The 22,030-nt window shown below is 65.5% G+C and carries 20 protein-coding genes; 8 read left to right on the top strand and 12 right to left on the bottom strand.

Features of this window, described 5'->3' with window-relative positions:
* The first annotated feature begins 263 nt into the window (after positions 1-263).
* A complete protein-coding gene (locus BDOA9_RS24860) occupies positions 264-1,748 on the top strand; it encodes a porin (RefSeq protein WP_025036670.1) in 1,485 nt (494 codons plus the stop codon).
* Between the two features lie 273 nt (positions 1,749-2,021).
* Here BDOA9_RS24860 and BDOA9_RS24855 read toward each other — a convergent pair whose 3' ends face one another.
* The 3 genes from BDOA9_RS24855 to BDOA9_RS24845 form a co-directional block, all read right to left on the bottom strand.
* Positions 2,022-2,513: a GcrA family cell cycle regulator gene (locus tag BDOA9_RS24855; protein WP_025036669.1), complete on the bottom strand. Its 492-nt coding sequence runs from the start codon at positions 2,511-2,513 to the stop codon at positions 2,022-2,024.
* A 73-nt stretch (positions 2,514-2,586) separates the two neighbouring features.
* Entirely contained in the window at positions 2,587-2,784 is a 198-nt protein-coding gene (locus BDOA9_RS24850) for a hypothetical protein (protein ID WP_024341172.1), read from the bottom strand.
* Positions 2,785-2,985: 201 nt separating this feature from the next.
* Positions 2,986-3,927 carry an acetamidase/formamidase family protein gene (locus BDOA9_RS24845; protein WP_025036668.1) on the bottom strand — a complete coding sequence of 314 codons (942 nt, stop codon included), beginning with the start codon at positions 3,925-3,927 and terminating at the stop codon, positions 2,986-2,988.
* Positions 3,928-4,121: 194 nt separating this feature from the next.
* Between BDOA9_RS24845 and BDOA9_RS24840 the strand changes: the two genes are divergently transcribed.
* The 3 genes from BDOA9_RS24840 to BDOA9_RS24830 are packed head-to-tail and all read left to right on the top strand — an operon-like array spanning position 4,122 to position 6,917.
* Complete coding sequence (locus BDOA9_RS24840) at positions 4,122-4,889, top strand: YdcF family protein (protein ID WP_042336851.1); 768 nt, start codon at positions 4,122-4,124, stop codon at positions 4,887-4,889.
* Between the two features lie 57 nt (positions 4,890-4,946).
* The gene (locus BDOA9_RS24835; RefSeq protein ID WP_025036666.1) at positions 4,947-5,729 is read left to right on the top strand and encodes a DUF169 domain-containing protein; all 783 of its coding nucleotides are present in this window, start codon (positions 4,947-4,949) and stop codon (positions 5,727-5,729) included.
* 9 nt (positions 5,730-5,738) lie between these two features.
* On the top strand, positions 5,739-6,917 hold the full coding sequence (locus tag BDOA9_RS24830) for a saccharopine dehydrogenase family protein (RefSeq protein ID WP_025036665.1): 1,179 nt from the start codon (positions 5,739-5,741) through the stop codon (positions 6,915-6,917).
* A 109-nt stretch (positions 6,918-7,026) separates the two neighbouring features.
* On the opposite strand, the gene BDOA9_RS24825 is transcribed toward BDOA9_RS24830, so the two are convergent.
* Positions 7,027-8,223 (bottom strand): FAD-dependent monooxygenase, encoded by a 1,197-nt coding sequence (locus BDOA9_RS24825; RefSeq protein WP_025036664.1) that lies wholly within the window; start codon positions 8,221-8,223, stop codon positions 7,027-7,029.
* Positions 8,224-8,370: 147 nt separating this feature from the next.
* Between BDOA9_RS24825 and BDOA9_RS24820 the strand changes: the two genes are divergently transcribed.
* The gene (locus BDOA9_RS24820; RefSeq protein WP_042336850.1) at positions 8,371-8,847 is read left to right on the top strand and encodes a MarR family winged helix-turn-helix transcriptional regulator; all 477 of its coding nucleotides are present in this window, start codon (positions 8,371-8,373) and stop codon (positions 8,845-8,847) included.
* Here the strand turns inward: BDOA9_RS24820 and BDOA9_RS24815 are convergent.
* From BDOA9_RS24815 to BDOA9_RS24805, 3 genes are all read right to left on the bottom strand, one after another.
* Complete coding sequence (locus tag BDOA9_RS24815; protein ID WP_025036662.1) at positions 8,816-10,072, bottom strand: O-antigen ligase family protein; 1,257 nt, start codon at positions 10,070-10,072, stop codon at positions 8,816-8,818. The genes BDOA9_RS24820 and BDOA9_RS24815 overlap by 32 nt on opposite strands.
* Before the next feature lie 78 nt (positions 10,073-10,150).
* Positions 10,151-11,701, bottom strand: coding sequence for an undecaprenyl-phosphate glucose phosphotransferase (locus BDOA9_RS24810; protein WP_025036661.1), 1,551 nt, complete (start codon positions 11,699-11,701; stop codon positions 10,151-10,153).
* Between the two features lie 117 nt (positions 11,702-11,818).
* The gene (locus BDOA9_RS24805) at positions 11,819-12,952 is read right to left on the bottom strand and encodes a glycosyltransferase family 4 protein (protein WP_025036660.1); all 1,134 of its coding nucleotides are present in this window, start codon (positions 12,950-12,952) and stop codon (positions 11,819-11,821) included.
* 202 nt (positions 12,953-13,154) lie between these two features.
* Here BDOA9_RS24805 and BDOA9_RS24800 point away from each other — a divergent pair, with 202 nt between their 5' ends.
* A complete protein-coding gene (locus BDOA9_RS24800; RefSeq protein ID WP_025036659.1) occupies positions 13,155-15,503 on the top strand; it encodes a GumC family protein in 2,349 nt (782 codons plus the stop codon).
* 241 nt (positions 15,504-15,744) lie between these two features.
* Here the strand turns inward: BDOA9_RS24800 and BDOA9_RS24795 are convergent, their stop codons facing one another.
* Entirely contained in the window at positions 15,745-16,926 is a 1,182-nt protein-coding gene (locus BDOA9_RS24795) for a GNAT family N-acetyltransferase (protein ID WP_025036658.1), read from the bottom strand.
* A gap of 130 nt (positions 16,927-17,056) precedes the next feature.
* Here BDOA9_RS24795 and BDOA9_RS24790 point away from each other — a divergent pair, with 130 nt between their 5' ends.
* Positions 17,057-18,103: a polysaccharide deacetylase family protein gene (locus BDOA9_RS24790; protein WP_025036657.1), complete on the top strand. Its 1,047-nt coding sequence runs from the start codon at positions 17,057-17,059 to the stop codon at positions 18,101-18,103.
* Here the strand turns inward: BDOA9_RS24790 and BDOA9_RS24785 are convergent.
* Positions 18,087-18,308 (bottom strand): DUF2842 domain-containing protein, encoded by a 222-nt coding sequence (locus BDOA9_RS24785; RefSeq protein WP_025036656.1) that lies wholly within the window; start codon positions 18,306-18,308, stop codon positions 18,087-18,089. The genes BDOA9_RS24790 and BDOA9_RS24785 overlap by 17 nt on opposite strands.
* A 110-nt stretch (positions 18,309-18,418) precedes the next feature.
* Here BDOA9_RS24785 and BDOA9_RS24780 point away from each other — a divergent pair, with 110 nt between their 5' ends.
* A complete protein-coding gene (locus tag BDOA9_RS24780) occupies positions 18,419-19,501 on the top strand; it encodes a COX15/CtaA family protein (protein ID WP_025036655.1) in 1,083 nt (360 codons plus the stop codon).
* On the opposite strand, the gene BDOA9_RS24775 is transcribed toward BDOA9_RS24780, so the two are convergent.
* From BDOA9_RS24775 to BDOA9_RS24765, 3 genes are all read right to left on the bottom strand, one after another.
* Positions 19,502-19,843 (bottom strand): hypothetical protein, encoded by a 342-nt coding sequence (locus tag BDOA9_RS24775; RefSeq protein WP_025036654.1) that lies wholly within the window; start codon positions 19,841-19,843, stop codon positions 19,502-19,504. It abuts the gene before it with no gap.
* A 106-nt stretch (positions 19,844-19,949) separates the two neighbouring features.
* The gene (locus BDOA9_RS24770) at positions 19,950-21,230 is read right to left on the bottom strand and encodes an O-acetylhomoserine aminocarboxypropyltransferase (protein ID WP_025036653.1); all 1,281 of its coding nucleotides are present in this window, start codon (positions 21,228-21,230) and stop codon (positions 19,950-19,952) included.
* A 150-nt stretch (positions 21,231-21,380) separates the two neighbouring features.
* Positions 21,381-21,965 (bottom strand): CoA-binding protein, encoded by a 585-nt coding sequence (locus BDOA9_RS24765; RefSeq protein ID WP_025036652.1) that lies wholly within the window; start codon positions 21,963-21,965, stop codon positions 21,381-21,383.
* Positions 21,966-22,030: the final 65 nt, after the last annotated feature.

The raw sequence follows: 22,030 nt of genomic DNA, 5'->3' as shown, positions 1-22,030 counted from the left end.
GCTGTGTTGCGCCGCGGACACAGGTTTAGTGAAACCACAAAGGTGATCTAATAAACTATTTTGATTAACGGAGTTGCGCGGGCATATTGGTTCGTGACGGTGGGGGGTTCTCGATCGTCCCGTTGCAGGTGGTTCGCTCACGTCCCTCGCGAATGCGGGTACGTCCGAAAACGCGAAGCGGCCGAGCGGATTTGATGAAGAGACGGGGATCTGGGGGGCCTCACGGTCCGGTCTCCGTAAAATGAGCAACTTGGAGGTTTTAAATGAAAGTGGTGAAGAGCCTTTTGCTCGGCACTGCGGCGGGACTGATCGCCGTCGGTGGAGCTCAGGCGGCTGATCTTCCGGTCAAGGCCAAGGCGGTCGAGTACGTGAAGATCTGCTCGCTCTACGGCGCAGGTTTCTACTACATGCCGGGCACCGACACCTGCATCAAGCTGGGTGGTTACGTCCGCGCCGACATGATCCTCGGCGGCGGCGGCGACTATGGCTTCGCGAACAGCACCACCAGCGTGAACGGCGGGTCGAACAACCGTCTGACCAACTACTATTACAGCCGCGCTCGTCTGGACTTCAACATCGATACCCGCACGGCGACCGAATACGGCGTCGTTCGCACCTACGCCGACCTGGTCGTCAGCTATGACTCCACGAACGCCACCGGCAGCAACCCGTCGTCGATCTCGTCCAGCTCGGCTTCGCTCGGTCTCTACCACGCGTTCATCCAGTTCGCCGGCTTCACCTTCGGCCGCACGGTCTCGATCTTCGACGCACCGTGGCAGAGCTATATGGCGGGCGGCCCCGATACCATTCCGGGCGGCTCCAACCACGTCAACGGCGTGAACCAGGTTGCCTACACGGCCGACTTCGGCCAGGGCATCACTGCTTCGTTCGCGCTGCAGGACGAGACTTCGGCGAACAATGGTCAGTCGAACCTCTGGAACGTGTCGTCGGGTACGGCGGCGCAGTTCGTGACCGGCGTCTATGGTGCCAACGCCTGGGGCGGCACGCGTTCGCCCGACATCATCGGTCAGGTTCGCGTCGACCAGGCCTGGGGTCTGGCTCAGCTGTCGGTCGCCGCGCATGAGCTCCATACGGCCTATTACGGCGCGACTGAAGCCAGCGGTCATCCCTCCGACAAGTGGGGCTGGGCCGTGGCGGGTGCCTTGTCGATCAAGAACATCCCGACCGGTGCGGGTGACGTCATCAACCTGCAGGCCGTCTACACCGACGGTGCGACTCGCTACAACTTCCAGAGCCTGTTCCCGCAGAGCTTCTTCATCTTCAGCGGCAGCAGCAACGCCTATCAGAGCACCGGGTTCGCCGGTGTCGCCGACGGCGTGTTTGGAACCGGTACCGGCATCGATACCGTCAAGACCTGGGGCGTCCGTGGTGGCTATACCCACAACTGGAGCCCGAACTGGGCCAGCGGAGTCTATGGTGGTTATGCCCAGCTGCAGTACGGCACGGCGGGCAAGGGCCTGATCTGCACCAACTTCGCTGCGATCGCCGTGGCCGGTTCGACCTGTAATCCGGACTTCAACTTCGCGGTGGTCGGTGTCAACACCGTGTGGACCCCGGTCAAGGGCCTGGCGCTCACGGCCGACCTCAGCTGGTCGCGTCTGGACCAGAAGTACTCGGGCGCAATCAACAGCCCGGGCATTGCCTCGGCTGCGAAGCCGGCGGCCGTGTACGAGCTGAAGGACCAGAACTCGGTGAGCATGCTGCTGCGCGCTCAGCGCAACTTCTGATCATCGATCGCGCAATCGATCGGAGAAACCCCGGCGGGAAACCGCCGGGGTTTTTTCACGCCTGTCGGTCTTCTGAGAAATCGAATTGCGTTGCGGAATGCGAAGGCGAGCCATGCGATGGGATCGCGTCAAACTTATTTACTTACCTGAGTTGCTCAGCTATATAGCTCTCAGCCAAATACGAAAGTTGCGGCTCTTAGCTTCATGCTAAGCCTCCAGAAACCTCCGGCGATGCCCCGCCGGAGGTTTTTCATTGTCCAGATGCCCGCAACGTCAGCCGCGTATCGCGCGCCCGCGCGCAGCCGGCCGGTAGGCGAGGCGGCTGTGGCCGGCGCAATAGGACTGGCCGTCCGGCGCCTTGTTTCCGCAGAAGCAGAAATCGTCTGCGCCCGGCGTCGAGATCGGCCAGCGGCAGCGATTCTCCGACAGCTCGAGCAGTGAGCAGCGGTTGGCCTCGTCGATCGGGCCTGCAAGGACCGGCGCATCGGTCTCGCCGTAGAGCGTGGCGAGCATCTCGTATTGCAGCCGCGGCACGGCCTTGCGCAGCCGCGCCGGAGCCAGGCCCTTGTCCTGAACCTTGCGGTCGTCGACCGTCCGGCCACGCGTCAGGTTCAGGCGCGACAATTTGCCGATCACCGCGTTGCGGCTGACGCCGATGTCCGCGGCGATCTCGCGACAGGAGAGGCCGGCCTCGAAGTGCTGCTTGAGGAGTTCGATTCGTTCGTCGGTCCAGGTGGGCGAAGAGGTCGGTGAGAGAACAGGCATTTGTCGGCGATCCCAGGTTGCAGATGTCGGCCATCGCTGTCTCGAGATCCGTCCGCCTCCGCACCGTGTGCTCTCACGTCCTGCCATTGTCGCGGATCGACAGCAGACCGTCCTTGATGGCGAGACGGATGCCTTCCTCGATCAATGTCCGTGCGACGCCGGGAACGCTGGTGCCGTGGGTGCCCTGTCTCACCAGCTTCTCCAGATACGCGATGGTCGAGAGCGCCAAGGTTACGGGGATGCGGTCAGTCTCGGCTTTTTCGGTGGCCATGGCCCGAACGCTAGCCTCTTACTCAGGTACATAAAAGTAACGATTAAGACTCTATTTAGGTTCAGGGGTGGAAGTCAAATGCGGGCTGTGCGTCATGTTCAGCATATTGGAATCGCACGGGAAATTACCCGCGCCGCAGCGCGCCGCGCGGCAGACCCGGCGGCGAGGGGCGTCGATCGGTCGGGGAAGGGGTGGCCCGGCTCAGCCGTGCACGATCGCCTTTTCGATCATGCAATGGATGCCCTTGGAGCCGTTGACGGTCTGGGTCACCCGGAGATCGGCGGCGAGGCTGCACAGCGTGTAGGCATCCTCGCGGGACAGATTTCGCGTCTCGCCGAGCAGCGCGATCATGTCGCGCAGCGCGCGCACCACGCATTGGTCGAGGTCGGGGTCCATCGCCATGGTCATGTAGTGCGTCGGTGTCTCGGCGCGGGGGTAATCGAGCTTCAGGTCCTTGCGCAGCGTCAGGCGGAAGCGGCCCTGCAGGGCGGTCTCGATCGCGGTGACGCAGACCTCGCCGTCGCCCTGCACGCCATGGCCGTCGCCGCAGGAGAACATCGCACCCGGCACGAACACCGGCAGGTACAGCGTCGCGCCCGCGCCCAGCTCCTTGTTGTCGAGATTGCCGCCCATCGCGCGCGGGATCAGCGAGGAGATGCGGCCCCAGGCCGGCGGCGGCGACACGCCCATCACGCCGAAGAACGGCTTCAGCGGCAGGTCGAGGCCCCAGGGCATGCGGCCGACCATCCTGGTACGGTCGAGCGGGATGTTCAGGATCCGCGTCTCGTGGAAATCGTCGGGCAGGGTGCCCGACAGCGGCTTGATCAAGTTCCAGCCCCAATCCTGCCGGAGCTGCACGTCCAGGATCTCGACCGCGAGCACGTCGCCGGGCTCGGCGCCTTCGACCGCGATGGGACCGGTGAGGATGTGGCCCGGCAGCATCCGCTCGTTCGTGGCGTGAACCTGGTGCATCTCGGGCGGAATGTGAAACTTGTCGCGATCAGGCAGCACATCAGGACTGCCGCTGATGGTGTCGACCGTCACCTCGTCGCCGCTGGCCACGGTGAGAACGGGCCTGAGTGCCGCTTCGAAGAAGCCCCAATGGCAGGTTTCGGGGCTGGAATGCAGGTGATGATGGGTCATGGGCCGCGTCCGCTCGGTTTCATCGGCCGCGGGCTTGACCCGGCGATCGATCCTCTTTCAAGAATCTTTCTGAAGATGGCGGGGCCGGTCAACCCCCGCACGGACCGGCCAGGTCATTCAGGCCAGAAATTTAGACCAGGTGATTCAGCGAGGCTCCCCTGTTTTTCGTTCTTTCCAAGACCTTGGGCACCGCGCTGCTGCCGATCAACCTGCTGGTCGAGCTAGGCATCCTGTCCGTCGTGCTGATGGCGACGCGCTTTGCCGCGCTCGGCCGCCGGCTTGCCGTGACCACGTTCGTGCTGCTGGGACTGGCTGCCTTCTCCCCGCTCGGCAATCTCCTGATCTATCCGCTGGAGTCGCGCTTCCCGCCGTGGGACGCCTCGCGCGGCGCGCCCGACGGCATCATCGTGCTCGGCGGCTCGGTCGACACCGACCTGTCGGCGGCGCACCGCACGCCGGTCGTCGCGCACGCGGCCGATCGTCTGTTTGCGCCGGCCGAGCTCGCGCGCCGCTATCCCAATGCGCGTATCGTCTTCACCGGAGGCACGGCGAATCTGGTGTCGACCGAGGCCAGGGAGGCCGATTATTCCGCGCCGATCCTGGAGAATCTCGGCATCGCGAAGGACCGCCTGATCCTCGAGCGCGACTCCCGCAACACCTGGGAGAATGCGATCTTCACCAAGCAGCTGGTATCGCCAAAGCCGGGCGAGCGCTGGCTTCTGGTGACGTCGGCCTTTCACATGCCGCGCTCGATAGGGATATTCCGCAAGGCAGGCTTTGACGTCGAGGCGTATCCGGTGGACTGGCGGATGGGGGGACGCGACGATCTGTTCTCGTTCACCAACATGGCCGCGGACGGCTTGCGCCGAACCGAGGTTGCGGTGCGCGAGTGGATCGGCCTCGTGGCCTACCGCCTGATGGGCCGGACCGGCGAGTTGCTTCCCGGACCCGCGCGGGACTAGAACCGGGATCGCACAACAAGAACATGCGGCGTGACTACGTCGCGGCCGGAGGAAGCCATGCAACAGCAGAGCGTAGACAGAATCGATCTCGCCGGCCTCGTCGCCGATCTCAACAACCTGCTGCGGCTGAAGACCACGGTGATCGGCATGAAGCTGTTCGCGAGCGTCGCGGAGATGGAGGCGATTTCGAAAATCCGGCGGCCGAACGCGGTCCACACCACTGACCAGATCGTCAGCATGGCCGCGCGTCTCGGCTGGACGGTCGGCATCACCGCCGACGACCTTGTCGGCGCGCAGTGCCGCGCGGTGATCGGGCTCAGCCCCCAGGACGAGACATGGCTCGCCGGCGCAAACTATGTCGGAGTCTGGCACGGCACTGCGGAGGACGCACGCAAGCGCCAGGAGGCGCTGGACGTGGTTCCGTTCGGCCATTATCAGGCGCTCGCCGTCAGTCCGCTGGCGAGCGGTCGGCTCGATCCGCCCGATATCTGCCTCGTCTATGCAACGCCCGGGCAGATGATCATCCTGATCAACGGGCTGCAATATACCGGCTACAAGAAGTTCGAATGGGGCGTGGTCGGCGAGACCGCCTGCGCCGATTCCTGGGGGCGGGCGCTCAAGACCGGGGAGCCCAGCCTGTCCTTGCCATGCTATGCCGAACGGCGCTATGGCGGCGTGCCGGACGAGGAGATGCTGATGGCCTTGCAGCCCTCGCATCTTGCCAAGGCCATCGAGGGCATGAAGGCGCTGGCGAAGAACGGCTTGCGCTACCCGATCCCGCCCTATGGCATCCAAAGCGACGTCCGTGCCGGCATGGGCGTGAGCTACGCGAAGAAGTAAGGGACGAGCATGAGCTCTCAAAAATTCGACATCGTCGTCTACGGTGCGACCGGTTTCACCGGCCAGCTCGTCGCCGAATATCTGGCGGCCCATTACAAGGACGACAAGGCGCTGACATGGGCGATGGCGGGCCGCAGCCTCGACAAGCTGAAATCGGTGCGCGATGCGATCCGCGCGCCCGCCGATACGCCGCTGATCGTGGCTGACGCCTCCGATGCGGCCTCGCTGAAGGCGATGGTGGCGCAGACGAGGTCGGTGATCACGACGGTGGGGCCGTACCAGTTCTACGGCGAGGCTCTGTTGGCCGCCTGCGTCGCTGCGGGCGTCGATTATTTCGATCTCTGCGGCGAGCCGGTGTGGATGCGGCAGATGATCGACAAGTACGAGGCGGCAGCCAAGGCGAGCGGCGCGCGCATCGTGTTCTCCTGCGGCTATGATTCCGTGCCGTTCGAGCTCGGCACCTTCTTCGTGCAGGAGGAGGCGAGGCGCGTGTTCGGCGCACCGGCACCGCGCGTGAAGGGCCGCGTGCGCGACATGCGCGGCACGCTGTCAGGCGGCACCGCGGCGAGTGCGAAAGCGACCTTCGATGCGGTCGCCAAGGACCTCAGCCTCGTCGCGATCCTCAACGATCATTTCGCACTGACGCCCGGCTTCACCGGTCCGAAGCAGCCCAAGGGCAACAGGGCCGCTTACGAGGAGGACCTGCAATCCTGGGCCGCGCCGTTCATGATGGCGCTGATCAACACCCGCAACGTCCATCGCTCCAACATGCTGATGGGCTTTCCCTACGGGAAAGAGTTCGTCTACGACGAGATGGTGCTGACCGGTCCCGGCGAGAAGGGCGAGGCCAACGCCAAGCGGGTGATGGCGGCCAACGCCGAGAAGACCGGCCCCAACGCGCCGAAGCCGGGCGAGGGGCCCTCGAAGGCGGAGCGCGAGAACGGCCTGTTCGATCTGCTCTATGTCGCGATCGCGCCCGACGGCCGCATGGTCCGCGCCGGCGTCACCGGCGACCGCGATCCCGGCTACGGCTCGACCTCGAAAATGATCTCCGAATGCGCGGTCTGCCTGCTGCGCGATGCGAGCGATGTTCCCGCCGGCTTCTGGACGCCGGGCGCGGCGATGCAGCACAAGCTGATCAAGCGGCTGCAGGACAACGCGGGGCTGGCGTTCAATGTGGAAGGCTAGCTCAGTCTCGTAGGGTGGGCAAAGCGAAGCGTGCCCACCACTGAGAGAGATCGTGGGCACGGCGCGCGCAGGGCGCGCCTTTGCCCACCCTACGGCATCGCGCGCGCGGCTACGCCGCCCGCGCATCATACGCGTACATGAAGTCCATGCCCTTGGCGCCCAGCGGCAGCAGCCATTTCATCATCTGATTGCGCATCCAGGCGCCGGCGGCGCTGAACTCGCGCTTGCTGTTGCCATTGCGGCGGGCGATCGCGACGATCTTCTCGGTGCGCGGGCGGCGCTCGGCCTCGAATGCCCTAAACGTGACGCCGAGCTCCTGGCCGTCCTGCATCAGCCGCGCGAAGCGCATCGCGTCCTCCAGCGCCAGCGAGGCGCCCTGGCCGGCATGAGGGCTGGTTGCGTGCGCGGCATCGCCGATCACGAGCGAACGCTTGCGCGACCAGGTCGGAAGGGTCGCAACGTCGAGCGTGTCGGTGACGACGATGGTCTCGGCCGCTTCGATGATGGCGGGAATCGGATCGTGCCAGCCGTGATGGAAGCTCAGCAGATGCTGCTTCAGCGTCGCATGGTCAAGCGCGCGGAACATCGCGGCGTCCATGCCGTGTGCCGGCTGCGTGCTCCACCACATCACGCCGTCGTTCGGATCGGGGCTGCAATGGCCGTAGCCGAAGAAGCCGCTCTGTCCGAACGTGGTCTCGACGTGCCGGCCGATCGATCTGCCGTCGAGCACGGCGTGCGGCACGAAGCCGCCGAAGCCGATCAGGCCGGTGTCGAACGGCTGCGGGCCATCCGGGATCACTTGGCGGCGCACGACGGAGTGCACGCCGTCGGCCCCGATCAGGAAATCGCCCTCGGCGGTAGTGCCATCGGCGAAGTAGGCGATGATCGGCTGGTCGCCGCGGTCCTCGATCTTGATCAGGCGCTTCTCGAAATAGAGCGAGACAGAGGCGCACCAGGCCTTGTCGATTAGAACCTCGTTCAGCACGGCGCGGGAGATGTTGACGGCCGGCTGGCCGAAGCGCCGCGCCATGTCGCGGTTGATCGAGCCGAGTTTCTCGCCGCCTTGCGAGTAGAAGTCGAAGGCTTCCGCGACCGAGCCGCGGCTGACCAGCTCCTTCGCAAGGCCGATCTCATCCATCACATGCATGCCGTTCGGTGCGATCTGCAGGCCGCCGCCGATACCCTTTGAGTAGGGCCAGGCCTCGTAGATCGCGGCTTCGATGCCGGCGCGGCGCAGCAGGATCGCGGCGACGGGTCCGGCGATGCCGGCGCCGATGATCAGCGCCTTGCGGGGACGGTGGGCCATGGCTTGCTTCCGACGTTTCGCGGGTGCTAGGAGAAAACACGGTCGCTTAATATCTTAGCGACTAAGATATATATCGAGTAAGATAAGGGGCCGGGCTTGTCAAGGACGAAGGCGCGTGCGGCGCTGCTGCTGGAGCTCGAGGACGCGATGCGCAGGTCGTCGGCGCAGGGCGTGCTCTACGGCCAGACCGTCGCCAACGTTGCCGGAATTGCCAATTCGGACCTCGAATGCATGGACATCCTGTATCTCGAGGGCCGCGTCACCGCAGGGAGGCTCGCCGAGGTTACGGGGCTGACGACCGGCGCCATCACCGGCGTGGTCGACCGGCTCGAGAAGGCCGGTCTCGTGCGCCGCGAGCGCGACGAGAAGGACCGTCGCAAGGTCTTCATCGCGGTCGTGCCCGAGGCGATCGCAAAGCTCGGCCAATTCTACGTGCCGATGCAGCAGGCGATGGAGAAGGTCTTCGGCGCCTATTCCGACGAGGAGCTGCGCCTGCTGCTGCGCTTTGCCAATGAGGCTTACAAGGGTGTGCTGACGGCCACCGAGGCGCTGAAAGGGGTGCTGGACACGCCGCCGGAGAAGCGGCCCGAGCTCAAGCTGAAGAAGCGTCCTCGCCGGTCCTAGCCTTGTAGGCCTGCGCGGCTGCAATCATGCCCCACACCGCGCCCAGCATCATCCAGAAGTGCCGCCAGTGGTCGGTGTCGATCACGAGGCTTTCGCCGACGGTGCCGAGGAAAGCGGAAAACACCGCGAGGTAGGCGCGCTGCCACGGCACACGGATGAAGACGTGGCGGAAACCCATGATGACCGTGGTGAAGACCAGCGCGGGATAGCACACACCGGACAGCCAGCCGCCGGACATGAAGGCGTTGAGGTAGGAATTGTGGGTGTCCTCGGGGAAGTAGCGGTGGAATTGCAGCGGGCCGATGCCGAACGGCAGCTCCAGCGCCATCTCCGCACCGAGGATGTGCCGGCCGAAGCGGCCGAAGCGGCCCTCGTCATAGCTTTGGTCGAAGCTCGCACGCTGCTTGAACATTTCGGCGGTGGCGTCCAGCGACAGCAGCACGGCGATCAACGCGATGCCGAGCACCGCGGCGACGACCGCCATGATGATGATGCGCGAGCGCTGCGCATTGGTGCGGCTGGTCAGCACCATCAGCGCCAGCATGAAGGCGGAGGTCAGCACCAGCCCGCCCCAGGCGGCGCGGGAGAATGCGAGCAGGATCGCCAGCGACATGATGCCGAAGGCGATGACGTTGCGGAACGCCTTGCCGAACTTGTCGGTGACCACGCTCTGGAGCGCGAACAGCGCCGGCAGGATCAGGAAGGCGCCGAGCACGTTCGGGTCCTTGAATGTGCCGCGCGCGCGGCCGTAGAGCGTCAAGAGGTCGTTGCCGCCGGGAACCAGGTGGAAGTAGCCGGCAATCGCCAGGAGCGAGGCAATCATCGCACCGACCACGAGGCCGCGGCGGAGCATGTCGAGTCGGGCCTCGGTGTCCTCGGAGATGACCATGGCGAAGAACAATACGGTCACCGCCATGTACCATGAGGTCGCGATCCAGCTCACCACCTCCGTCTGCTCGAACAGCGGGATCGCGCTGATGGTATAGCCGACATTGAGCAGGATCAGCATCAGCACCAGCGGCATCAGCACGAGCCGCAGGCGCAGACCGGTGGCGAAAAAGGTGACGGTCGCGAGCAGTGTCGCGATCTCGTAGGGGCTCGGCTCGATGAAGACGATGGCGCCGGAGGCGCCGACCAGCCACACCATTGCGCGCTGCAGCGCCAGCACGCCCGGTGCGGCCGTTGCGGCTACGTTCACTCCACCGGCTGTCGCCGCATAGGCCATCACACGCTCACGCTACTCGCACGCCACACAACGCGTACTGGATGCCCGTCAAGCCGAGGCATGTCAGCGAAACTCAATTCAATACGCGTTCTCGTTCTTGGTCAGCAGCGAGATCGGCGTCTTCAGGAGAATGACGAGGTCGAACAGCACCGACCAGTTCTCGATGTAATAGAGGTCGAACTCGACGCGCTTCTGGATCTTCTCTTCGTTGTCGATCTCGCCGCGCCAGCCGTTGATCTGGGCCCAGCCGGTGATGCCCGGCTTGACGCGGTGGCGGGCGAAATAGCCGTCGACGGCTTCGTCGAACAGCCGGCTCTGGAGCTTGCCCTGCACCGCATGCGGACGCGGGCCGACCAGCGAGAGATTGCCCGAGAACACCACGTTGAAGAGCTGCGGCAGCTCGTCAAGGCTGGTCTTGCGGATGAAGCGGCCGACGCGGGTGACGCGCGGATCGTTCTTGGTCACGACCTTCGAGGCGGTCGGATCGGCCTGGTGATGGTACATCGAGCGGAACTTGTAGACGTCGATGCGCTCGTTGTTGAAGCCGAAGCGCTTCTGTCGGAACAGCACCGGGCCGGGGCTGTCGAGCTTCACGGCGAGCGCAACCAATGCCATCACCGGCAGGGCTGCGAGCAGCGCGAGGCTGCCGACGATGCGGTCGAACAGCCATTTCATCACCAGGTCCCAGTCGGTGATCGGCGCCTCGAACACGTCGAGCGTCGGCACCTCGCCGAGATAGGAATAGGAGCGCGGCCGGAAGCGCAGCTTGTTGGTGTGCGCGGAGAGGCGGATGTCGACCGGCAGCACCCAGAGCTTCTTCAGCATCTCCAGGATGCGGGTCTCCGCCGAGATCGGCAGCGCGAACAGCACGAGGTCCACGCGGGTGCGGCGTGCGAATTCGACGATGTCGTCGACCTTGCCGAGCTTGCGCGCGCCGGCGCAGGTGTCGAGAGCGCGGCTGTCGTTGCGGTCGTCGAACACGCCGAGCACGTGGATGTCGGAATCCTCCTGCGCTTTCAGCGCCTCGACCAGCTGCTCGCCGTTCCTGTCGGATCCGACGATGATGGTGCGGCGGTCGAGCCGGCCTTGTCGCGCCCAGGCCCGGACCAGCGAGCGCAGCACCAGGCGCTGTGCGATCAGGGCTGCGAGCCCGAGGAAGTAGAAGGCGGCGAGCCACAGCCGCGAGATTTCGCTGCCGAACTTGGCGAAGAAGGAGATGCCGATGAAGAGCAGGAAGACGAACGACCATGACGAGATCATCCGCGTCATCTGCCGCAGCTGACCACGGAACAGCTGCACCTGGTAGATGTCGGCGGCCTGGAAGCAGACCACGGCGGCAATGGCGACGGCGATGACCTCGGCCGGATAGATCCAGCTGAACGCCCCCGCGAGCGGCATGACATAGCCGAGATAGACTGCGATGCCGACGAGGCTCAGCAGCGCGAAATCGGCAAGGCGCACGAAACCCGCGATCACGATCGGCGAATAGGCCCGCGCGACCTTCTGGTTGACGACGTCGAGCGCCGCGGGCGAAAGCCGGCGACGGCGCTCCACGAAGGGCTGGTCAGCAGGCTTTGCCGCAGCGCTGGCCGCGGCATCGAGCATCGAGCGTGCGTTGAGCGGTTCCACGGGCGTCCACGTCCATTCCAAAACCCGCGGCACGGCCTTGCGCGCCCGGGCAAGCATCCCTGGCGCTTCGATTATCGAACAAATCGGAAGATTCTCTAAAGCCGGCCTTAAGGATGGTTAATGATTGGCAAATGCGTCGCGATAGCCTGCGAGCACGCCTTCGACCATCGCGGCTTGCGAGAAATGCGCCGAGATGCGCTCGCGCAAGGCAAGTGCGCGCTGCGCGGTCGTTTGCGCATCGTCCAGCGCGGCGGCGATCGCTTCCGCCATGGCTTCGGGATTGCTCGGCGCGAACAGAGCGGGGCTGTCGGCGCCCAGGATTTCGGGGATGCCGCCGATCTTGGACGCGATCATCGGAATGCCCGCAGCGCCGGCCTCGATCACGACGTAAGGCATGGAATCGCCGCGCGAGGGGACGACCAGCAGCCGCCCCTTGGAGAAGCCGTAGCGCGCCTTGACGTGACCGATGAAGCGGATGGCGCCCGCGAGGCCTAGCCTTTCGACCTGTGCCTTCAGCGCGGCCGTCTCCTCGCCGTCGCCGCCGAGCGTGAGCGTGACCTTCTTGCCAGCCTCATGCAGGCGCGCCACGGCGTCGACCAGCAGGTCGGCGCCCTTGATGTGCCTGAACTCGCCGACATAGCAGAGGTCGGTCGCATCCTCGGCGGTGATGACCGGCTCGAATTCCTCCGGCGTCACGCCATTGAAGACGCAATGCACCACGCCCTTGGGCGTGCCGACGATGCGCTGATAGGTGTCACGGGCAAACACGCTCTCGAACAGGAAGAGGTCCGTCGAGTTTATCAGCGCGCGTTCGAGCCGCGCGTAGAACTCGCCCTTGAAGGTGTTGAGCGGATAGTGCAGCGAGCCGCCATGCGGGGTGTAGATGCGGATCGTGTCGTCCGAGCGCCGCCGCATGCGGATGAAGGCGCCGGCCTTGGCGCCGTGGCCGTGCATCACGTCGGGCTTGAGTGCGGCGACAAGCCGCCGCATGCGGAGCCATACCAGGACGTCATCGGGTGACGGTTCGCGGCGGATCGCCATGCGGTGTACGCCGAGCTTCAGGCGCGGCGCGAGCTCGGTCAGCGCCTTGTCGGCGCGCTCGCCGCCGGTGAGGCTATCGGCGAGGATGCCGACATGATGGCCGCGGTCGACCTGGCCGTTGGCGACGTCCAGGATATGGCGGAAGATGCCGCCGACGGGTGCGCGCACGGCGTGAAGGATGCGAAGCGGCCGGTCGGGAGAGGGGGGCATGATCAAAACCAGCTCGACGGCGACTGCCGCACAATCCTCACGAAATAATCGAGATGGATTAAGGGGCCTCGTGGTTAACAAACGGTGACGGGTGTGCGCGAGCCTTGGCGCGTGCTGTCGCGATTAACCCAGCGGCAACCTTAATGGAGTGTAATCGCCCCGGTTGAGGTAGAGTCGCAGCATTGCCCTGCGGGAGTGTTCGATGCGTTTAGCGTTCTGGCGTGCCGGCAAGGACAAGGCCGTGATCGAGCGGGCAGTCGCGAAGTCCAAGCGCGAGGCTGCGCCCAAGAGCGAGGCTGCGCCCAAGAGCGAGGCTGCGCCCAAGAGCGAGGCCAAGATCGAAAAGACCGAAGCGAAGGTTGACGCCAAGCTCGAAGCGAAGCCTGCGCCCGTCATCGCCAAGCCTGTGCAGGTCGAATCCGGCGACATCGACCTGCACGCGCTCGGTGCGGCCCTGGCGCGCAAGCGCGGCTGGGTCATCGTACCGACGGTGCTGGCGCTCGTCGCGTCGCTCGCCATCGTCAACCTCGTCACGCCGCGCTACAAATCCGAAACCCGCATCCTGATCGACGGCCGCGAGAACGTGTTCCTGCGCCCGAACAGCGATCGCGCCGAGGAGCGGCAGGCGCTCGACGCCGAGGCCGTCACCAGCCAGGTGCAGCTCGTGCTGTCGCGCGATCTCGCGCGCGAGATCATCAAGAAGAACAAACTCGCCGAGCGCCCCGAATTCGATCCGGTGTTGCAGGGCATCTCGCCGCTGAAGTCGCTTGCCGCGCTCATCGGCATCGGCCGCGATCCGTTCGCGATGACGCCGGAAGAGCGCGTGCTCGATTCCTATTACGAACGTCTTCAGGCCTACGCCGTCGACAAGTCGCGCGTGATCGTGGTCGAATTCCAGTCCGCCGACCCCGAGCTTGCTGCGCGCGTCGCCAACTCGATCGCCGACGGCTATCTCGTGCTGCAGCAGGCGGCGCGCCAGGAGCAGGCCAAGAACGCGAGCCAATGGCTGGCCGGCGAGATCGAGAGTTTGCGCAAGAAGGTCTCGGACGCCGAAGCCAGGGTCGAGGACTTCCGTTCCAAATCGAGCCTGTTCGTCGGCACGAACAACACCACGCTGTCGAACCAGCAGATGGGCGAGGTCAACACCCAGCTCAACAATGCGCGCTCGATGAAGGCGGACGCGGAATCCAAGGCACGGCTGATCAAGGAGATGCTCCAGAGCGGCAAGCCGATCGAGGCATCCGAGGTCGTGAACTCCGAATTGATGCGCCGGCTGTCGGAGCAGAGGGTGACGCTGCGGGCGCAGCTCGCCGAACAATCGTCGACGTTGCTCGGCAATCATCCCCGGATCAAGGAGCTGAAGGCGCAGCTCGGCGACCTCGACAATCAGATTCGCGACGAAGCCGCCAAGCTCTCGCGCTCGCTCGAGAACGACGCGCGGATCGCCAGCGGCCGGGTCGATGGCCTCACCGTGAGCCTCGAGCAGCTCAAGAAGCAGGCGGCCTCCACCAACGGCCAGGACGTCCAGCTCCGCGCGCTGGAGCGGGAAGCCAAGGCGCAGCGCGACCTGCTCGAGACCTATCTTGCCAAGTACCGCGAGGCCAACACCCGCGAGTCCATCGACACCGCGCCGACCGACGGCCGCATCATCTCGCGCGCCATCGTCTCGAACACGCCGGCCTATCCGAAGAAGCTGCCGATCGTGCTGATCGCGACGATCGCGACGCTGCTGCTCTCGTCCGGCGTCGTCGTCACCGGCGAGCTGCTGCGCCAGACCACCCCGCGCGCGGCGATGGGCTCCGCGCAGACGCCGGTGCGCGAGGAGCGGCGAGTCGTTCAGCGGGCCATCGAGCCCGTGGTGGACAGGGGCGGCGAACCAATGCTGGATCCGGTGTTGGCGGAACCCGCGCCGCTGCAGCCGGAGATGACGGCCGATCTGGACGCGAGCGAATTCGCCGAGATCGAACGTCTGGCCGACGATCTGCGTGCCGCGGGCGCCGCGGCCAAGAAGGTCACGGTGCTCGGCACGGCGCCGGGCGAAGCCGTCACGCTGTCGACGCTGACGCTGGCACGGAACCTGGCGCGCGATGCCCGCGTCGTCGTGGTCGATCTCGCCGCGTCCTCGCCGACGATTGCCGCGGTCTCCGCCGACGCGCAGTCTCCGGGCCTTGCCGAGCTGATGCAGGGCGAGGCCTCGTTCGCGCAAATCATCACCCGGGACAGGCTGTCGCGGCTGCATCTGGTGATGGCCGGCCGCCCCGGCTTCGACCGCAGTCTGCTGCAATCGCCGCGCGTGGCGCTCGCGATCGACGCGCTGCTGCGGGCCTACGATCACGTGCTGATCGACGCCGGCAGCGCCGCCGACCTTCCGGCCGAGCTGTTGACGGCGCATGCCCGCGCCGTCGTCGTGCCCGACGCGGCGATGGCACCGGAAGCGCGCACGCAGATGTGCGAGCAGCTGCGGGCGGTGGGCTTCAGCGCGGTAACGATGCTGAGCAAGCCGGTGCAGCCGTCCGATACCGCCGAGACGCCGCGCGTCGTGGCGGCGTAGGCGGGGAAAGTCGCTACAGTGCGTTCGTGAGACTGAGTGACATTGGTGCTGCGCTTACCCTCCCCTGGAGGGGGAGGGTCGATCGCGCGCAGCGCGAGCGGGGTGGGGTGATCTCTCCACTCGGGCACTGTCGGATGTGGAGGGACCGTCACCCCACCCCGTTACGCATTTCGCTTCGCTGCATGCGTAACGACCCTCCCCCTCCAGGGGAGGGTAAGAGTAGCTGGCTGGCGGAAAATACTTACCCGAACGCCTGCCGCAGCCGGCGGGCCATGTCGAACAGCATCTGGTTCTGCTTCACCAGCCGCTTGCCGTGGCTGAGCGAGGACATTGCCATCGCCGCGAGCTTGCCGCGCGAGGTCAGGGGGACGAAGCTGTCGAAGATCTCGTCGTCGTCCTTGCAGAACATCCGCTTGTAATCGTCCGAACCGATGCCGAGGTCGAGCGAGCGGTAGCCGCGCTCGCCGTAACGGTCGATGATGTAGCGCATCAGGATCAGGCCGGGGCTGTAGCGGGCGTGCTCGGACATCGTGTAGGTGTTGAACATCATCGAGAAGCGCTCGCCGTCGGCGACGCCGGCGAAGATCGCGATCACCTCCTCGTCGCATTCCAGCGCATGAATGTCGATGACACGGCCTTCACCACGCACCGCAAGGCAGGCGCTGCGGATGAACTGCTCGACGCCGGGTTCGGCGAAGACGTTCGGGAGCTTCTGCTCTGCCATCCGCGCCGGCTTGACGCGGAAGAACCAGTCGAGCAGGCGGGCGATGTCTGCGTCTGACGTCGCCAGGTGATAGCGATAGCCGGCCAGCGACTGGAGCTTCTTTTCCTTGCTCTTGAGGCGGCGGCGGAGTGAGTTGCTGATCCGCGATGCCGGCGGGCCGCCCGGCTCCATCACCAGTCGCGGACAGCCGTTGATCGTACGCTGCCGCGGCAGGGCTGCAAACGGGTTCTGCTGGTCGTGCCAGCGCTCGGGCTGCTGCGTCAGCGCGAGCACGTCGACGTGCTCGCCGAGCGGCGCAAGCAGTGCGTCGAGATCGGCGCTGGCGGCCTCAGCCGCGAACTCGGCGTTCCACAGGCCCATGTTGAAGGTCGTATGCTTGCCGCCCATGAAGCCGGCGGTGCGCATGCCGTGGCCCTGGCGCAGCGAGAGCGGCAGCAGCAGGAGCGGCCGGCGCTCGGCGTCGCTCGCGATCACGATGAACGGCCGGGTGCCTTCACGGGCGCCGACCAGGCGCTGCCACGGGCCGAGCAGGTCGAAGCGTTGGTAGGGCGTGAAGAGATGGCCGCTCGCCTCGAAGCCGCGCCAGACCGCCTCGGCCTCGGCGAGATCGGTCACGATATCGACCCGCGCGATACGGCTCGCTTTCGACCGCATTGGCGCTTCTGCCGTCCGGCTTTGCATCGCCGCAGCCATGGTCATTCGCGAAACCTGTCGAGAAAAACGAAAATACGTATTTCGGCCTGTGGCCGACCTTTGCAAACAAAGGTCAACAAAGGGTAATGACGATGGCAGAGGGAACGGACCGCCGGCGCACGCGAAAGGTGGGATTTTGGCTTCCGACGACAGATGGCTGGAACGGCTGCGCCTCGAGCTGGCCTGGTTCACCGGTCGGGCCATGCTGCGCAGCCGCGGTGCCGGCGCCATCCTGCGCTTCCGCTACGTGCGGCCGCGGCGGCGCGGATTTCAGCCGCTGCGCGAGCACGAGATCACGCCGGAGTTCCTCGATCGGGCCATCCGCGCGCTGAAGCGGTGGAAGTACGATCTCCTCGGCATGGACGAGGTCTGCCGGCGCGCGGTGACGCTGCCGGAGAAGCGGCGCTTCGTGGCACTGACCTTCGATGGCGCCAGCAAGGATCTCATCACCTTGGCCTATCCGGTGCTGGCGCGCCACGACGTGCCGTTCACGGTCTATGTGCCGACCGCCTTTCCCGACGGCGTCGGCGAGGCCTGGCGGCTCGGGCTGGAGCAGGTGATCGCGCGCGAGAGCCGCATCAGCCTGATGATGGGCGAGAAGGAGCAGCGCTTCAACGTCGCCGACAAGGCCGGGAAGCAGGCGCTGTTTTCGTATCTGGAGAGCTGGCTGCGGTCGCTGCCGCCGGCGGATCTGTCGGCAGCGATCGCCGATCTCTGCACGCGCTACCGGATCGACCTTGCCGCGCTCTCGCGCGAGGCGTCGATGGATTGGGAGGACCTTGCCAGGCTCGCTGCCGATCCGCTCGTGACGATCGGCAGTGCGACGGTGAACTATCCGGTCCTGGCCAACATGAAGGACGCAGCCGCGCTGCGCGAGATGACGATGGGCAAGGCCGTGGCGGAATCGGCCTTCCAGCGCGAGATCAGGCATTTCGCCTATCCGTTCGGCGACCGCGCTTCGTTCCGGCGCAGCCACGTCGTGATGGCGGAGGAGGCGGGCTTCGCCAGCGCGGCCTCGACGATCCCGGGCATCGTTGAGGCGGAGGGACGTACGAACTTGCGCGCGCTGCCGCGGATCTCCTGGGACGGGCGCGTGCGTTCGCTGCGGATGCTGCGCGTGCTGGTGTCGGGCGCCGCCTTTGCGCCGGTGCGGCCGACCGGGAGCGCTACGAGCCAGACTTGAGGCGGTCGGGCCGCTGCATCCAGCTCACGATCGGCATCGCCGGCAGCACCCAGCCCAGGCCGACCACGACATAGTAGATCGCCTGCCGCCAGCCGGATTCGGCGATCCACGGCATCTGCGCCGCCGCCATGCCGAGCAGGGCCCAGACGGTGGCCAGCACCAGGAGCAGGATGGCGCCGAGGAACTTGCGGGTGCGGATCGTCATGGCGTGGACTTTAAGGCTTTCGCGTAACTTGCGCTGCGGGAGCGGGGGACTATAAGGGGCACGCAATCCGGTTCAAGTCTCTTAGCCACAGGCTTGGTTTTGTCTCTGAAATGACGACGATTTCCGCCCCATCCGAGCCGCATCGCGCCGTGCGCTGGTGGCTGATCTGCGTGGCCGCGCTGATCGCGCTGATGGTGCTGGTCGGGGGCGCGACACGGCTGACGGAATCCGGTCTCTCCATCGTCGAATGGAAGCCGGTCACGGGCAGTGTTCCGCCGCTGTCGGAAGCGGCGTGGGCCGAGGCGTTCGAGGCCTACAAGAAGATCCCGCAATATCGTGAGCTCAATTCAGGCATGAGCCTGTCCGAGTTCAAGCAGATCTTCTGGTGGGAGTGGAGCCACCGGCTGCTCGGCCGCTTCATCGGCGTCGCCTACCTCTTTCCGTTCCTGTTCTTCCTCTGGCGCGGCGGACTGCCCGGTGAACTGAAGCGCAGGCTGTGGCTGCTGTTCGCGCTCGGCGGCCTGCAGGGCGCGGTCGGCTGGTGGATGGTGGCTTCGGGCCTGACGGAGCGGGTCGAGGTGTCGCAATATCGGCTGGCGACGCATCTTATCCTCGCGCTCGTGATCTTCGCCGGCATCGTCTGGACGGTGCGGCGGCTCGAGGAGCGGCCGCAGATCGCAGCACCGGCACGGCTGCGGTTCACGAGCGCGCTGCTGCTCGTGGTGACCTTCGTGCAGATCTATTTCGGCGCACTGGTCGCGGGCCTGCGTGCCGGGCGCGCCTACAACACCTGGCCTGAGATCGACGGGGCGCTCATCCCGTCGGCGGAGCGGCTGTGGTTCGAGACGCCGTGGTGGCGCAACATGTTCGACAACGTGCTGACGGTGCAGTTCGAGCACCGCATGACCGCCTACGCGCTGTTCGTGCTGGCGCTGCTGCACGCGATCGACGCGGTGCGCTCGCGCGCAGGCGCGGCAGCGAGTGGCGCGCTGTGGCTGTTCGCGGCCGTGAGCGCGCAGGCCGTGCTCGGCATCCTCACGCTGCTCAACCAGGTGCCGATCGATCTCGCGCTGATGCACCAGGCGGTTGCGATCGTGGTGTTGACGCTGGCCGTGATGCAGGTCGAGCGGCTGGCGTCGCGGCAGTCTGCGCAGGCAGAGGCGCGCGCGGTGCCCCTGGGGCAGCCCGGCTGATCAGCAATAGCCGTAGACGCCGCACGCATAGGGCAGGCGCCAGAAATAATCGACCTGCTTCCCGCCGTAATAGGAACCCTGGTAGTCATAACTCCACGGGCGGCCGTAATAGCCAGGCAAGGTGTGGGAGCCCGGCAGCAGCGGCGTGCCGGGCAGGTTGCGGATATAGCTGCCGATGCCGTAGGCCGGCGAGATCAGCGCGTCCGGATCGGTTTCCACATAGACCTGAGGCGGGTCCTGCGGCACGGCCGCGCGCCGCTTCGGCGTCGCCGGCAGATCGGCGGCCATGGCAGACGAGGCCGTCAGCATCACTGCCAGGGCGGGCACCATCCAGCGCAGCATCGTCGGCTCCGAATCAAAGGGGCGATCCAAGCACGATGTATGGGGCAGATATGGTTAACGAGGATTAACCGACGGCGGCCAAAACGGCCGCCGTCGTTCCGGGCGGCTACGCCCCCAGCGCCTGCTCCAGATCCGCGATCAGGTCTTCCTTGTCCTCGATGCCGATCGAGAGCCGGACCACGTCGGGGCCGGCGCCGGACTTGATCTTGGCGGCGTCGTCGAGCTGGCTGTGCGTGGTCGAGGCCGGATGGATCACGAGCGAGCGCGTGTCGCCGACATTGGCAAGGTGCGAGAACAGCTGCAGCTTCGAGACCAGGCTGACGCCGGCGTCATAGCCGCCCTTCAGGCTGAAGGTGAACACCGCGCCGGCGCCGCGCGGCGCGTATTTGCGGGCGAGCTGATTGTACTTGTCGCTCGGCAGCCCCGCATAGTTCACCGAGGCCACCGCAGGATGTCCGGCAAGGTATTCGGCAACAGCCTTGGCATTGTCGCAGTGCTTCTGCATGCGCAGCGGCAGCGTCTCGATGCCGGTCAGGATCATGAAGGCGTTGAAGGGCGACAACGCCGGGCCGAGGTCGCGCAGGCCCAGCACGCGGCAGGCGATTGCGAAGGCGAAATTGCCAAACGTCTCCTGGAGGCGGATGCCGTGATATTCCGGCCGCGGCTCAGAGAGCATCGGGTATTTGCCGCCCGTGGACCAGTCGAACGTGCCGGCGTCCACGATGATGCCGCCGAGCGAATTGCCGTGGCCGCCCAAAAATTTGGTCAGCGAGTGCACGACGATGTCGGCGCCGTGGTCGATCGGACGGATCAGATAGGGCGAGGCCAGCGTGTTGTCGACGATCAGCGGCACGCCTGCCTTGCGCGCCACGGTCGAGATCGCCTCGATGTCGGTGATGCTGCCGGCGGGATTGGCGATGGACTCGATGAAGATTGCTTTCGTGCGCGGCGTCACCGCGCGCTCGAAGCTTGCGATGTCGTCGGGATCGGCCCACACCACGTTCCAGCCGAAGCTCTTGAACGCATGCGTGAACTGGTTGATCGAGCCGCCATAGAGTTTTCGCGCGGCGATGAACTCGTCGCCGGGCTGCAGCAATTGCTGCAGCACCACGACCTGTGCGGCATGGCCGGAGGCCACCGCGAGGGCGGCCGTGCCGCCTTCGAGCGCGGCAACGCGCTCTTCCAGCACCGCATTGGTGGGATTGCCGATGCGGGTATAGATGTTGCCGAACGCCTGCAGGCCGAACAGCGAGGCGGCGTGGTCGGCATCGTTGAAGACGAAAGAGGTGGTTTGATAAATCGGAGTCGCGCGCGCGCCGGTGGTGGGGTCGGGCTGTGCACCGGCATGCACGGCGAGCGTTGAAAATCCCGGAAGGCGATCGCTCATTTGGGCGTCCTGTTCTTGTAGCTTGAAAATCGCGCGGCATGCTGATCGGCGCCGCGCCTGCCGTCAAGGCGCGGCGTCACATCAGGATCATTTTGGGAATGATCGTGCTACGCATTGTCGCGTTCGCGAAACGAAACCTTCGCAAGTGCGTCAGCTTTGCTCGCTCTTGTTCTTCGCAGCGCGATCCGACGCGGCGGTGTTGCCGCCGCCGACACTCATCCGATTGAGGGACAGCCGCATGCCCTGCGTCGGTGCCGGCGCGCGCTTGGAGCTGAGCGTGCGCGAATTCACGCCCATCCAGGAGATTTCTGACGACAGACGGCCATATTCGATCTTGGGGCAGCGGTTCATGACCACCTTGATCCCGACTGATTCCGCTTTCGCCGCCGCCGCATCGTCGCGCGCACCGAGCTGCATCCAGATCACCTTCGGCAGCGGATCGAGCGTGAGCGCCTCCTCGACGACGGGCATGATGTGGCTGGAGTTGCGAAAGATGTCGATCATGTCGACGGGACGGCCGATGTCCGACAGTGAGGCGACGAACGGCTTGCCGAGCAGCTCCTTGCCGACATGGCCGGGATTGACCGGGATCATGTCGTAGCCGCGCTGCATCAGGTATTTGAACGCGAAATAGCTCGGCCGCACATTCACCGGCGAGGCGCCGACCATCGCGATCGACTTCACGCTGTTGAGGATGCCGCGGATGTAGTTGTCGGGATAGGCGTCGTGGTTCATTCGTCGTTCTTCTTTCTTGTCATTGCGAGGAGCCCTTGCGACGAAGCAATCCAGACTGTCTCTGC

It is taken from the genome of Bradyrhizobium sp. DOA9 (assembly GCF_000617845.2).
Lineage (GTDB): Bacteria > Pseudomonadota > Alphaproteobacteria > Rhizobiales > Xanthobacteraceae > Bradyrhizobium.
This window is presented reverse-complemented; position numbering and strand designations above follow the sequence as displayed.

What these genes read in the sequence shown, in the direction of transcription:
- BDOA9_RS24860 (WP_025036670.1), top strand. Translation starts at nt 264, where the DNA reads ATGAAAGTGGTGAAGAGCCTTTTGCTCGGCACTGCGGCGGGACTGATC.
- BDOA9_RS24855 (WP_025036669.1), bottom strand. Translation starts at nt 2,513, where the DNA reads ATGCCTGTTCTCTCACCGACCTCTTCGCCCACCTGGACCGACGAACGA.
- BDOA9_RS24850 (WP_024341172.1), bottom strand. Translation starts at nt 2,784, where the DNA reads ATGGCCACCGAAAAAGCCGAGACTGACCGCATCCCCGTAACCTTGGCG.
- BDOA9_RS24845 (WP_025036668.1), bottom strand. Translation starts at nt 3,927, where the DNA reads ATGACCCATCATCACCTGCATTCCAGCCCCGAAACCTGCCATTGGGGC.
- BDOA9_RS24835 (WP_025036666.1), top strand. Translation starts at nt 4,947, where the DNA reads ATGCAACAGCAGAGCGTAGACAGAATCGATCTCGCCGGCCTCGTCGCC.
- BDOA9_RS24830 (WP_025036665.1), top strand. Translation starts at nt 5,739, where the DNA reads ATGAGCTCTCAAAAATTCGACATCGTCGTCTACGGTGCGACCGGTTTC.
- BDOA9_RS24825 (WP_025036664.1), bottom strand. Translation starts at nt 8,223, where the DNA reads ATGGCCCACCGTCCCCGCAAGGCGCTGATCATCGGCGCCGGCATCGCC.
- BDOA9_RS24820 (WP_042336850.1), top strand. Translation starts at nt 8,371, where the DNA reads ATGCGCAGGTCGTCGGCGCAGGGCGTGCTCTACGGCCAGACCGTCGCC.
- BDOA9_RS24815 (WP_025036662.1), bottom strand. Translation starts at nt 10,072, where the DNA reads ATGGCCTATGCGGCGACAGCCGGTGGAGTGAACGTAGCCGCAACGGCC.
- BDOA9_RS24805 (WP_025036660.1), bottom strand. Translation starts at nt 12,952, where the DNA reads ATGCCCCCCTCTCCCGACCGGCCGCTTCGCATCCTTCACGCCGTGCGC.
- BDOA9_RS24800 (WP_025036659.1), top strand. Translation starts at nt 13,155, where the DNA reads ATGCGTTTAGCGTTCTGGCGTGCCGGCAAGGACAAGGCCGTGATCGAG.
- BDOA9_RS24795 (WP_025036658.1), bottom strand. Translation starts at nt 16,926, where the DNA reads ATGACCATGGCTGCGGCGATGCAAAGCCGGACGGCAGAAGCGCCAATG.
- BDOA9_RS24785 (WP_025036656.1), bottom strand. Translation starts at nt 18,308, where the DNA reads ATGACGATCCGCACCCGCAAGTTCCTCGGCGCCATCCTGCTCCTGGTG.
- BDOA9_RS24780 (WP_025036655.1), top strand. Translation starts at nt 18,419, where the DNA reads ATGACGACGATTTCCGCCCCATCCGAGCCGCATCGCGCCGTGCGCTGG.
- BDOA9_RS24775 (WP_025036654.1), bottom strand. Translation starts at nt 19,843, where the DNA reads ATGCTGCGCTGGATGGTGCCCGCCCTGGCAGTGATGCTGACGGCCTCG.
- BDOA9_RS24770 (WP_025036653.1), bottom strand. Translation starts at nt 21,230, where the DNA reads ATGAGCGATCGCCTTCCGGGATTTTCAACGCTCGCCGTGCATGCCGGT.
- BDOA9_RS24765 (WP_025036652.1), bottom strand. Translation starts at nt 21,965, where the DNA reads ATGAACCACGACGCCTATCCCGACAACTACATCCGCGGCATCCTCAAC.